Annotated in this window: 13 protein-coding genes and 1 pseudogene; 3 read left to right on the top strand and 11 right to left on the bottom strand. The window is 41.0% G+C overall.

Annotated features, from left to right (window positions below; genetic code table 11):
• Positions 1-37: 37 nt before the first annotated feature.
• From ICL16_RS24695 to ICL16_RS24680, 4 genes are all read right to left on the bottom strand, one after another.
• Positions 38-433: a hypothetical protein gene (locus ICL16_RS24695; RefSeq protein WP_202895706.1), complete on the bottom strand. Its 396-nt coding sequence runs from the start codon at positions 431-433 to the stop codon at positions 38-40.
• A gap of 87 nt (positions 434-520) precedes the next feature.
• Positions 521-1,225: a DJ-1/PfpI family protein gene (locus tag ICL16_RS24690; RefSeq protein ID WP_190833197.1), complete on the bottom strand. Its 705-nt coding sequence runs from the start codon at positions 1,223-1,225 to the stop codon at positions 521-523.
• A 1-nt stretch (position 1,226) separates the two neighbouring features.
• Positions 1,227-2,027, bottom strand: coding sequence for a VOC family protein (locus ICL16_RS24685; RefSeq protein ID WP_190833195.1), 801 nt, complete (start codon positions 2,025-2,027; stop codon positions 1,227-1,229).
• 45 nt (positions 2,028-2,072) lie between these two features.
• Positions 2,073-2,696 (bottom strand): hypothetical protein, encoded by a 624-nt coding sequence (locus ICL16_RS24680; RefSeq protein ID WP_190833189.1) that lies wholly within the window; start codon positions 2,694-2,696, stop codon positions 2,073-2,075.
• A gap of 242 nt (positions 2,697-2,938) precedes the next feature.
• Here ICL16_RS24680 and ICL16_RS24675 point away from each other — a divergent pair, with 242 nt between their 5' ends.
• Both ICL16_RS24675 and ICL16_RS24670 read left to right on the top strand, forming a co-directional pair.
• The gene (locus ICL16_RS24675) at positions 2,939-3,715 is read left to right on the top strand and encodes a MinD/ParA family ATP-binding protein (RefSeq protein WP_190833188.1); all 777 of its coding nucleotides are present in this window, start codon (positions 2,939-2,941) and stop codon (positions 3,713-3,715) included.
• A 283-nt stretch (positions 3,716-3,998) separates the two neighbouring features.
• Positions 3,999-4,535 carry a peptidoglycan-binding domain-containing protein gene (locus tag ICL16_RS24670; RefSeq protein ID WP_190833187.1) on the top strand — a complete coding sequence of 179 codons (537 nt, stop codon included), beginning with the start codon at positions 3,999-4,001 and terminating at the stop codon, positions 4,533-4,535.
• A 23-nt stretch (positions 4,536-4,558) separates the two neighbouring features.
• On the opposite strand, the pseudogene ICL16_RS45950 reads toward ICL16_RS24670, so the two are convergent.
• From ICL16_RS45950 to ICL16_RS24645, 6 genes and pseudogenes are all read right to left on the bottom strand, one after another.
• Positions 4,559-4,756: pseudogene (locus ICL16_RS45950) on the bottom strand (VOC family protein); the annotation flags it as partial.
• The gene (locus tag ICL16_RS45945; RefSeq protein ID WP_238360936.1) at positions 4,737-4,997 is read right to left on the bottom strand and encodes a VOC family protein; all 261 of its coding nucleotides are present in this window, start codon (positions 4,995-4,997) and stop codon (positions 4,737-4,739) included. The gene ICL16_RS45945 and the pseudogene ICL16_RS45950, both read right to left, overlap by 20 nt.
• Positions 4,998-5,040: 43 nt before the next feature.
• Positions 5,041-5,199, bottom strand: a complete 159-nt coding sequence (psb34, locus tag ICL16_RS24660) for a photosystem II assembly protein Psb34 (protein WP_337907114.1) — start codon at positions 5,197-5,199, stop codon at positions 5,041-5,043.
• A gap of 33 nt (positions 5,200-5,232) precedes the next feature.
• Positions 5,233-6,036, bottom strand: coding sequence for an SDR family NAD(P)-dependent oxidoreductase (locus tag ICL16_RS24655; protein WP_190833186.1), 804 nt, complete (start codon positions 6,034-6,036; stop codon positions 5,233-5,235).
• A gap of 276 nt (positions 6,037-6,312) precedes the next feature.
• Positions 6,313-6,825 carry a hypothetical protein gene (locus tag ICL16_RS24650; RefSeq protein ID WP_202895705.1) on the bottom strand — a complete coding sequence of 171 codons (513 nt, stop codon included), beginning with the start codon at positions 6,823-6,825 and terminating at the stop codon, positions 6,313-6,315.
• 62 nt (positions 6,826-6,887) lie between these two features.
• Positions 6,888-7,535, bottom strand: a complete 648-nt coding sequence (locus ICL16_RS24645; RefSeq protein WP_190833185.1) for a hypothetical protein — start codon at positions 7,533-7,535, stop codon at positions 6,888-6,890.
• Positions 7,536-7,735: 200 nt separating this feature from the next.
• Here ICL16_RS24645 and ICL16_RS24640 point away from each other — a divergent pair, with 200 nt between their 5' ends.
• Positions 7,736-7,927 carry a hypothetical protein gene (locus ICL16_RS24640; RefSeq protein ID WP_190833184.1) on the top strand — a complete coding sequence of 64 codons (192 nt, stop codon included), beginning with the start codon at positions 7,736-7,738 and terminating at the stop codon, positions 7,925-7,927.
• Positions 7,928-8,141: 214 nt separating this feature from the next.
• Here ICL16_RS24640 and ICL16_RS24635 read toward each other — a convergent pair whose 3' ends face one another.
• On the bottom strand, positions 8,142-10,424 hold the full coding sequence (locus ICL16_RS24635; RefSeq protein ID WP_190833183.1) for a DUF7948 domain-containing protein: 2,283 nt from the start codon (positions 10,422-10,424) through the stop codon (positions 8,142-8,144).
• Positions 10,425-10,944: the final 520 nt, after the last annotated feature.

The raw sequence follows: 10,944 nt of genomic DNA, 5'->3' as shown, positions 1-10,944 counted from the left end.
GCCAAGCTTACTTCTTTAGGACGTATTCATCCTGTTTCTACGGGCGTTGAACCCTCGTAAATTGGCAACGGTATTGAGCAATAGAACGAATTTGCTTAACCCACCAATCCGATTCCTCATGCCGATACTTACCAGGTGCATCACCAGGAAAAACAACAGACTTAACCTCAAACTTGTACTCCTGCCCCTGCGGATAGAAAATACCATAAGCAAACACATGTTGCCCAGGCGATAGCATCTCCCCAAACCGAGCAGTACAATCATTATACGGCTCCTCCAAATTCTGTGTAATCCGACCATAAGCACTTGGAGTCAGATACGCTTGGTACTCACGTCCATGAGAAGTCCTAACTCCAAAGCATCTCTCGCTGCGGTTAAAGTAAGTGACATAACCTGCGATCGCATCAGCAAAAGAAAAACTCATGTGCTCCATAACATTCTCTCCTAAATAAGATAAATCTGCGTCTGTTGCGTTAAGTAGAGACGTTTCATGGAACGTCTCTACATTGTTTTTTTAGGGTTAACGCACCAGACAAAAATCCTCTTCTCTGTCTGCGTACTCTGCTTCCCCCAGGTTTAAACCTGGGGCTATGCGGTTCATTTCAATCTCCTCCACAAACACCTCCATAAACCGATCAACAAAACCAGGATGCTTCCCCGTAATCAAATTCCCATCAACAACAATCTCAGCAGTAGCATCACCCTCATAAACAACCTCACCACCCGCATTTTCCACATCACAAATAATATTGTGAGCGCAAGTAACTTGACGACCTTTAATTAAATCTGAATCAGCACAGAAAAGCCACAAAGAATGACATATCGCCCCTAACTTCAAACCATTAGTCTCCATAGCCTTCCGCAAAAAAACTACCGCCGGAGCTTGATTTTTCTGACCTTTTCGCACAGAAACCTGATACCTCAGACGATCCATAGCATAAGCACCAATACAAATAATACCTTTGTAATCAGAAGGGTCAATGTCATTAACTTCCATTGTCACTGTCACATAGTCTTCAACCACACCATTATCAGGATTTCCACCAAAAGTTAACTCTGAATTACCCCAAAGATGAGAAATGTAATCTACTTGATAGCCTCGCTTGGGAAAGTACTCATTAAATTTGCGAAATTCAGTTTGATCGAAATGCTCCTCAATTAAAACACCAATTTTACCCTTGATTGGGGAGCCAATTCTACCGTTAATTACAGATGTATATACCATATTATTCCTTCCATGTTTTGTTAGCAATTTTATATTCCTGCTGTGCTTGAGCAAAATGTCCTTTAACTTTACGAGTTACTTGGTTAAATTCCAACTGTTCTCCACTTGGTCCTTTACAGTAAAATAGCGCCCAGCCTTCAAATTCACCAAAATCTTCTGGTTCATCCTCTGTTATATATGGTTCATGCCAAAATTTGGTGGAATTGTACTTGAGAGCAACTTTTCTTCGTTCTGCTTCAGATTTAACTTGAATTATGCGATTGCAAATAACATTTGCTATTCCTCGCTTTTCACATTCTTCTTCTAAGAGATTGGCAAAAACATTCAAATCCACATCATCTTTAACATGAAAAGACAGGTGCATGGCATTTACATGAGCAATGTGGGAAGGAATGCTACCAACAGAAGAATGAGAGATAGAATTCTCTGCATCTCGGAAATAAATCAATTCAAGACAAGTGTTGCCAAAGGAAATAAACTTAATATCTAGAGCGTTTTGAGAATCTTTAAGAGTGGGGATATCAAGAGTTTTTGGGTCAATTCCTTTGGTAATTGCATCCAGTTCCTCTTTTTGAAAGAGAGTATTTTGCATCCCTTCACCCATCAAACCATCTTCTGCAATAACTAACTTTCCTCCTAATACCTCTGTATAAAATTCTAGGGATTTATCCAGGTCATAAACAGTGATCCCGATGTGTTGAATTCCTTGGAGGTAATGACCTAATCCAGATTTAATAGGTTGTTTATTCTTAATTAGAGGAATTATGTCTAACTTTGGTTGATTCGTTGTGCTTACTTTCATGATTAGCTCCGCGTATTCTTGAGAAGTAAAAAAAGTGTTTTATGATTAGATTGTGGTGATTAAATTTATTAATCCACTTGGGGCAAAAACATCACGATAGAAAGTCAGTTGCTCAGTTTTAAGATAGCATCCACCGCGATGACCACGGCGTACCCAAGTAACATTTCCCTTGGCAATTGTCTCATTGGTTTCATCATCTACACACTTCCATTCAAAGTAAGTAACTTCACCGTGAAACATGACAATAGGCCAGCACATAGTCACACCTGGTTGTGCAATTAATGCCCACCAATGTTGTTCTCGTTCTTTTTGTTGTTCTAAACCGTGATACGGACCATCCTGGCACAAATAAACCAAATCATCACGGTATTCACCAGTTAATATGTCACCTCTTCCTTGCCGCAGAGCTTCACAATGAGTAGGCCACCATTCCTTGTTTTCTTGTTCAATTTTTTCAAGAGTATAGTCAAAATCGATTTGTGGCAATGTCTTTTCTTTCATTGCGACAAACTTTTCACCTTCCTCAATCAGTTTTTTTGCTACAGATGTAGTTACAAGTCCAGGTCGAGAATAATCTGCTACTAAATCTTTGTAGAAGTTAGTGCGTTTGTTAGTGGTACTATTTGTGTTGAGAGAACCATTCGAGTTAGAAATAAGTTCTTGTAGCATAAGATAATTTACGTCCTCGTTTTGATTAATTGCGTTGATGTTTGTTACTTGAATCTAATTTAAGTTACAAATTCTTTAGGAGCAGCATGAAAACGTCATAAGGAGTAAGGACTTTTCTAGTAATATTTTTGTAAAGTTATCTAAATAAGTCGGTAAAAGTCTGAAAAGGTGAGATTGGGGCGTAGAGAGCGATCGCCAACAACATCTGTTCTATGCTAAATATGGTGTAAACGAGGTTAGTTATGTCCAAAATTATCTCTGTTCACTCATTCCGGGGAGGAACTGGGAAATCAAATATGACTGCTAATCTAGCTGCTTGTGTTGCTGGCTTCGGACATCGCGTTGGTATTGTTGACACAGACATCCAATCACCAGGGATTCACGTTCTGTTTGGTTTTGACGAGCAGGTGATGGAGCGTTCCCTTAATGATTATTTATGGGGTCGCTGTAAAATTGAAGACACTGCTTATGATGTCAGTTTTGCTTTGAAGAATGCTGTGAGGAAAGATACAGCTATTTACCTCATCCCTTCTGCTCTCAAAACTGAGGAGATTACCAGAGTCTTACGTGAAGGATATGACGTTGGCTTACTTAACGAAGGGTTTCAAGAGCTAATTGAAAAGCTAAATCTAGAATATCTATTTATCGATACCCATCCTGGGCTTAATGAGGAAACTTTACTCTCAATCACGATTTCTGATAGTTTAATTGTAGTTTTGCGTCCAGATCGTCAAGATTTCCAAGGTACTGCTGTAACTGTAGATGTGGCTCGTCAGTTAGAGATACCCCAGATGCTACTGGTAGTTAATAAGGTGCTACCAGATTTTGATTTAGATGCTTTACGGCGACAGGTGGAGATGGCTTACAACACGAAAGTTGCTGGTATTCTTCCTCTTGCTGAAGAAATGGTTCAATTAGCTAGTAGCGATATTTTCTGTTTACGCTACCCCAATCATCCTTTTAGTCAAGGAGTAGTGGCGATAGCTAAACAAATTATCATCTCAAAACCTAACAAATAAGTAGGTGAAATTAAACATAAAATACACCCTGACGTTCGTAGGATTGAATTGAGTAGGAGTGGGCTGTTCGCCTTTACCTAAGTAGTTGTATTAAAATATGCGCATGAAATAATATAAGGCGCTCGCCAACCGACAAAGCGTATGACCAATTTTGGATAAATACGGTCAATTTTGAGAATATTTCCGGAATCTAAAATTTGAGGTTGTAAATATACACGAAAACTACTGAAGCAAATTACACCAAACAAGTGTAGCTTCACGAGCTAAACAACCGGAGAAATACATGCCCGATACTTTTGTCACTTTAAAAGAAGGTTCTAAAGGAGCAGAAGTTACCAAACTTCAACAACGCTTGAAAACACTCAAATATTACGCTGGTGCAATAGACGGTAATTTTGGTCCTCAAACCAAAGCATCTGTCATCAATTTTCAGAAAAAGAATGCCGTCAAAGATGACGGAATTGTGGGATATGAGACAGAAGCCGCCATACAACGTGCGCTGTGGGTATCGCAGAGACAAACTATACAAGAAGGTTCCAAAGGCAATGATGTCGAAAAGCTACAGACATTATTGCAGCAAGCCGATGAAATCAACAAAGATCACGGAGTAGTGTGGAATGTACCCGGAGGTTTTGGAATTCGCACCGATGGTATTTTTGGCGCAAATACAAAAGCTGCTGTAATCAAGTTTCAACAAGCAGAAAAATTGAAAGCTGATGGAGTTGTTGGTGCTTTGACTTGGAAAGCTTTGTCGGGAATTATTACCTTTGACTTAGAACCTATAGTTATCGTCAATAACGACGTTTTTGACTTGGCTTAATTACCGAATTTTCAAACTGAGGTTCAAACCTCAGTCTCACACGTCCCCAAATTTTGTTGTTTTGGCATATGAACGAATTCTAGTTTTATACCATCTGGGTCGGCAAAATACAATGCATAATATCCTGGTGCATAGTGATTGTACTCAGCAGGTGGATCAAGTACAGTACCACCTATATCCAGAACTAGTTGGTACAGTCGATCAACTTGTTCTCGACTTTGGGCATTGAAAGCAAGGTGATGAAGTCCAGGTGAGTAGCGATGATGAGTTTTGTTGGGAGAATCCGGACGTTTGAGCGTAAATCAAGAACGCTCCTGCATTTTCCTGCCACCACATTGTAAATTCTTCATGCCTTTCTACTTGGTGGTATCCCATAAATTGTAGAATTTGATCGTAAAATGGCTCGGATAATGAGCGATCGCTAACCGTCAAAGATAAGTGATTGATTGTACCTAAAGTCATATCAGCTATGTCAAATGATGATGGGAAATGCCGAATAATGATGTTAGCTAGCAGCAAAAGCGGCTACAACTAGGGCAGTGACTAATAATGTAGCTAAAACGCCTTGTAAAACATATTTGCGTTGTTCCCAAATTGCTGGATATTCAGCATAGTAAACTTTGGGTTTAGTAGCGTAGTTGTTGAGAACTCCGTGCGATCGCACATCCAGAGCGATCGCACCCGTGATACCAGCAGATTACTTGTTAGCCGCTCCTGGCTCAGTAAGTTTGCGGTGCTGTTCGGCATTGACTGTATCAGGTAAGACCTTACTCACAGTACCCTGAATCTTCGTCTTGAGAGAGCCTGCAATCAGGTGATCCGAACCTGCCATCAGAGCCTCAAAACCCTGCTTGGCAACCTGAGCCGGGTCGTCCTTTTGACCTGCACCCACCTTAGTATCATCCATACCCGCACGGTGGAAGAAGTTGGTATCGGTCGGTCCGGGCATGAGTGCGGTGACGGTGACGCCCTTATCCTTAAACTCATTGCGTAATGCCTCCGAGAAAGATTGTACAAACGCCTTGGAAGCTGCGTAGACTGCCTCAAACGGTCCTGGCATTATGGCGGCGATGGAAGAAGTGAAGAGGATTCGACCCTTGCCGCGCTCAACCATGTCCTTCACCACCCGTTTGGCAAGATGTACGGTCGATACCACATTCAAATTGATGAGATTAAGCTCGTCCTTTAGGTCAGTTTCGCGGGCGAACTCACCACCAACACCAACACCTGCGTTGATTGCGATCGCATCTACAGGTCGGTTAGTTGCCTTAATCTTGTTGTAGAGCGTCTCCACCCCATCATAAGTGGCAAGATCCGCCTGTACCGTTTCCACCTTAGCACCTAGTTCCTCAAAGGCTTGAGCAGCTTCGTTGATACTTGCTCCGGTAGCTGTGACGAGGAGATCAAAGCCGTTTTGGGCGAACTGTTTGGCGAGTTCGTAGCCGATGCCGTTAGAGGCACCTGTTACTACAGCTAATGGTTTGGTTAAAGAACTATTCATAACCGGACAAACTCCTATATAATTACTCCACGCTAGGAAGCTATAGCTTGCTTGTCTGTCGATTCTGTGACATTTTGCGTGGACTGTGGACAATAACCCTTACAATATTAGGGAGGCAGCAGGAGAAGTGCGTCTTTCCCAGGAAGTATCGCCCTTTGTGTCTTAATGGTTACTTTACGCTCTTGGTAAGGTGCGATCGCTTCCACTTAAAGTTGAAAGAGCTGGCTAAGAGTAACCGCTGCAATTCTTGTCAATGTGATGGAAGGAGCGAGTTAGTTACAAATTTCCTGACAAGATTTTTTGCCAAGGTAGTGTGAATAGCATTATTAAGTTACTTGACCAAAAAATCAACATCAAACCTAACAACGCTCTCAGTAGCGTGCGACTACCTGTCCCAAGTTCGGCAGTTGTTGCCATAATTTGTTGTCCCTGCCATAATTGCCAAATCCGAAAAGCCGTGTAGAAAGTTCCAATAGTTACCACAATACTGGGAAAAAGTACACGACTAAAAACTGCTTCTGTTACTATTTGAATAACTAGAACTAATAAGTAAAAACCCAAAATTTTTCGCGGATCACAATTACGCCAAAATATCAATAATGCTACTCCAGGAAGCACTATTCCAATCAAAACAGCCAGCTTGAGCCAAAATTGTATAAAATTGGATTCATCAGTGCTGTAATTTAAAGAAGTTTCGACTGGTAATATTCGATTGATTGTGAGCCAACCCGTTAGTAAGATTAGTAGGGTGACAAAAGCTATGAATGAAAGTGCTGTTTTCCAACTCATGATGCATTTATTGATGATTTTATCACCCTACTGTCTTAGCGTTGCAAATAAAGCGCTTTTTCTTAGACAAAGATCAAGTCATTGGCAACGTTAAAACTGCTGTTGAGAGATGCAATTACTTCATCAACACCAAAGTCAAATTGACCATTACCATTGTCTAGAGCAATAAAGTTAGTCGAACCTTGGTTAAAGAAGGAATAGTCGCTTCTGTTGCCAGTTAGTTGGATTTTGTCTACACCGGAGACGAAATCTTCGATAATAGCTACGTCCTCAAAACCAGAATTGCGATAGAGAACATTACCGTTTTCTCCCAAAACAAATGTATCTTGACCAGCACCTCCGAATAAAGTGTCTCGACCGCCGAAACCATTAATTAAGTCATCACCACCGCCACCGATAAGTATATTATCGAATTGGTTGCCAATAATCGTGTCATTTTGATTGCTACCAATAACATTGACAAAGTTTTTGATGGTAATACCCCCAGAAAAATCAAAAATATTAAATTTTTCTGCTCTCAGGTCAATTAGAGACGCTAAATCTGTACCAGAAAGATCGACAACATTGACAAAACTTGGGTCACCAATAATGATCTCTATACCATCAGGGTCGTTCGGTCGATCGCTACCCAGATTTCCACCTTTTTCTGTGCGATTGGCAAAAAGAGTGATTGCTTGACCCAAACCAGTGTAATCGATAGTTATCTGCACTCGGCGCTGTGTAGGGTTTGGTATAAATCAACTCTATAAGTGTGCTATGAATAAGTTGAACTAATATAATTTTGGAGAAATTGTTACTTCGACAGAATTAATTACACAAATTGTTTTCCTGTCTCCTGTCTTGAGGAATAAATTTAATTTTGTCTAACTACTTATTAAATAAATTCTTGATTTAAATGGTGGAGGTATCTGTGTCTGATTCAAAATTTTATGATGAAGCTTTGGACGCTTTATACAAAGCGGCAAAGGTATCTGCTAATTTCATAGAGGCAGCATTAATGTCAAAAGACACCGATTTGGATCAAGCACGTTTAAAAGTGGCTCTTGAAGTATTAAAAATTACATGGCGAGAAGAGGAAAGCGACGAAGACGACGAAGATTAATAGACTTGGAGCAGGGATGAGCAATTTTAAATCAGCGCTCGCGCTCGGCAAAAGACAGTAACGAACAGCACTGGCTCCACTGTCGAGGGCGACAGCGGAGCATCCTGAGCGCCCCCAAAATTAAAGGGACGCTCATGTTGCCCATTCCACAAGAAATGGATAGCTAGTCTGAAGCAGGCTAACACAAAATGCATTCATAGCGTGCGATCGCTTCTCATTCTTCGTCCTCTTGTCCACTGGCGTAATCTCTCCAATTAATCTTTGTCACAAAGGCATCGGAGAAGCCACCCAACGTGTTATCAAAGGCATTATTGGTAGGAAAGTCAGTAGACGTAGTATTGCCAGTTACATAAATGTTCCTGAAAAAATCTACAGCAATTCCATAGCCATTATCAAAGTTGCTGCCTCCTAAGTAGGAAGAGAAAAGTAAGCGCGAGCCTCTGGCATTGAGCGTAGTTACGAAAGCATCGTTGAGACCACTTATAGTACTATTGAAGGCATTCTGGATGGGGAAATCAGTTGAGCTAGTAGAGCCAGTTATATAAGCATTGCCGAGTAAGTCTACTGCAATTCCAGATCCCTCATCAGTATTAGTGTAGTTAGAAACGCTGCCACCAAGGTAGGTAGAGTAAACCAAAGAGTTAGAACCAGATAAAGATGGGTTCACTTTAGTGACGAAAGCATCTTGAGAACCTCCCAACGTACTGTCGAAGGCATTCTTTGTCGGGAAGTCAGTAGACTGGGTTCTTCCTGTCACATAAGCATTGCCACGCAAATCTACGGCAATGTCCCTGCCAAACTCCTCACTGCTGCCCCCAAGGTATGTGGAGTAGAGGAGGGAAGCTTCCCCTGATGCATTTGGGTTTACCTTTGTCACAAAAGCCTCGGAATCATTAACACCGATATAGGTATCTAAAGCGTTCTTAGTGGGAAAGTTAGTTGAGTTAGTTAACCCTGTCACATAAGCATTGCCTTGCAAATCCACAGCAATACCAAAACCCGTATCAAAGCCATTACCCCCAAGGTAGGAAGAATAGAGGAGGGAGGCTTCCCCTGATGCATTCGGGTTTAACTTCGTCACAAAAATATCATTGATACCACCGTTCAACTCACTGGTGAAGGCATTTTTGGTTGGGAAGTCCGATGAGTAAGCTTCTCCTGTTACATAGATATTACCTCGCAAGTCCACTGCAATTCCCCTACCAAAATCAGCCGAACTTCCGCTGCTACTAGCAGTGCTACCGCCTAGATAAGTAGAGTAAAGTAGGCGCGAGCCGCTTGCATTCAACTTAGTTACAAAGGCATCAGATAAGCCACCTAAAGTACGAGAAAGAGCATTCTCAGTAGTTGGGAAATCACTAGAATAGCTTATCCCTGTAACATAGACATTACCTTGAAAGTCTACAGCAATTCCATAGCCGACTTCCGCATTGCCTTGTGGGTTGTTGTTACCCCCTAAGTAAGTGGAGTAAACTAAGGAGGCGTCGCCAGATGCGGCTGGGTTTATCTTCGTCACAAACGTCACAAAATTGTTTTTGCCCGAACTATCAAAAGCATTCTTGGTTGGGAAATCAAGTGAGCCAGTTTGTCCTGTCACGTAAGCATTGCCTTGCAAGTCTACTGCTATATCAAAACCTGCATCATTACCGTTGCCACTGCTACCTCCTAAGTAAGTGGAATAACTGAGTACTGGGTCAATTACCAGCGCTTTACTCTGGTCATAGTTTGCTACTGCAAACCCAACTTCTTGCTTGCCTAACAGCACATACTTACCTGCCACAGCCTTTTGCTGACCGTTTATTTGCTGGTATATGCGGGGTCGATGCTGCCGCACTTCTCCACTCTTGATGTGCAGCACCAAATCACCACGCTTGTCTACCGACAGTCGGTCTGCTCCTGTAATCTTTAACCTGATTAGTCGAGGATCGGCACCAGCAGCCACAACCCAGTCGTACTCTAACTGCCGTTGATTACCGTAGAACACTAAGTCAATGCCGGGATAGACTGAGCGATATTGTACCTTGGCATAGGTTGGGATGTTTGTATGCCAGTTTTTCGGGTTTTTACCGATAAAATAATTGCTTTTTCCAGATAGGGTATTTAGACCCAAGACTTGCGATGTCTGATTTGCACCCACCCATTCCATCTGTAAAATTGTACCGTCAACCTGCTTGTGTGACTTAACTGCCTGCTGTTTTGTTGTCTTAGTAGGCATCAAAGTCAGTACTACTTGTTTGGGGGTGAGAAACATACTGTAACCGTTGCCACGCGACAGAAATTTCACCTGCTTGTCTGTCTGTCCTTGATTAGCCTCAAAATTCAATGGCAAGAGGTTGTTGATTTTACTAACATGAGCAAGCTTCATCGCATCGGTTACTGCAACAGGTTTAGGGGCAGCTACCGAACTCAGAGGAGCAACTAGTTTACTTAGCCCCATCAAAGACAGTGAGAATATTAAGGCGCAACTGCCGTATTGGAAAGGTGTTTTTAACTTCATACAAATTCCTCCAATATCATTCCTCTTGATGACTTGAAATTGATCAAAATCGTCGATTTTATAGGAAAATTTGGAATTTAAAATTCCTCTTGCTGACAATCCAAAGGAGAGAATACTACAAATCAAATATCATTATTATATTTTTGTAGTAAATTCTTGCTCAACTTATGCATTAAATGCCACGAATCTCAATATCTAGAAGTATTTTTCTAGATATAGTTGAAGGCAATTTAAACCTCCCGGATTTATAGAGGTTTTTGAGCGAAAGTAAACGAAAAAGAAATTTTTGTTATGCTTCAGCCTCTGACAATAACTTGAATTCCTTCAAGTTATTGTCAATGTCTGTTTAGAAAAATTGAATTGTCAATTCAATTCTCTAGAATTAATTGAAAACTGAAAATTTTGGATTTAATTCTTAATGGGAAAGTTGTCTTTTGTGCATAATACTAACATGCTGAAAATTTTAATTGACTACCATAGATAAAAAAGTTCACAATATAACTTTAATTAATATATCTTT

Origin of the sequence: Iningainema tapete BLCC-T55 (genome assembly GCF_014698965.1) — a bacterium.
Lineage (GTDB): Bacteria > Cyanobacteriota > Cyanobacteriia > Cyanobacteriales > Nostocaceae > Iningainema > Iningainema tapete.
This window is presented reverse-complemented; position numbering and strand designations above follow the sequence as displayed.

What these genes read in the sequence shown, in the direction of transcription:
- ICL16_RS24695 (WP_202895706.1), bottom strand. Translation starts at nt 433, where the DNA reads ATGGAGCACATGAGTTTTTCTTTTGCTGATGCGATCGCAGGTTATGTC.
- ICL16_RS24690 (WP_190833197.1), bottom strand. Translation starts at nt 1,225, where the DNA reads ATGGTATATACATCTGTAATTAACGGTAGAATTGGCTCCCCAATCAAG.
- ICL16_RS24685 (WP_190833195.1), bottom strand. Translation starts at nt 2,027, where the DNA reads ATGAAAGTAAGCACAACGAATCAACCAAAGTTAGACATAATTCCTCTA.
- ICL16_RS24680 (WP_190833189.1), bottom strand. Translation starts at nt 2,696, where the DNA reads ATGCTACAAGAACTTATTTCTAACTCGAATGGTTCTCTCAACACAAAT.
- ICL16_RS24675 (WP_190833188.1), top strand. Translation starts at nt 2,939, where the DNA reads ATGTCCAAAATTATCTCTGTTCACTCATTCCGGGGAGGAACTGGGAAA.
- ICL16_RS24670 (WP_190833187.1), top strand. Translation starts at nt 3,999, where the DNA reads ATGCCCGATACTTTTGTCACTTTAAAAGAAGGTTCTAAAGGAGCAGAA.
- ICL16_RS45945 (WP_238360936.1), bottom strand. Translation starts at nt 4,997, where the DNA reads ATGACTTTAGGTACAATCAATCACTTATCTTTGACGGTTAGCGATCGC.
- ICL16_RS24655 (WP_190833186.1), bottom strand. Translation starts at nt 6,036, where the DNA reads ATGAATAGTTCTTTAACCAAACCATTAGCTGTAGTAACAGGTGCCTCT.
- ICL16_RS24650 (WP_202895705.1), bottom strand. Translation starts at nt 6,825, where the DNA reads ATGAGTTGGAAAACAGCACTTTCATTCATAGCTTTTGTCACCCTACTA.
- ICL16_RS24635 (WP_190833183.1), bottom strand. Translation starts at nt 10,424, where the DNA reads ATGAAGTTAAAAACACCTTTCCAATACGGCAGTTGCGCCTTAATATTC.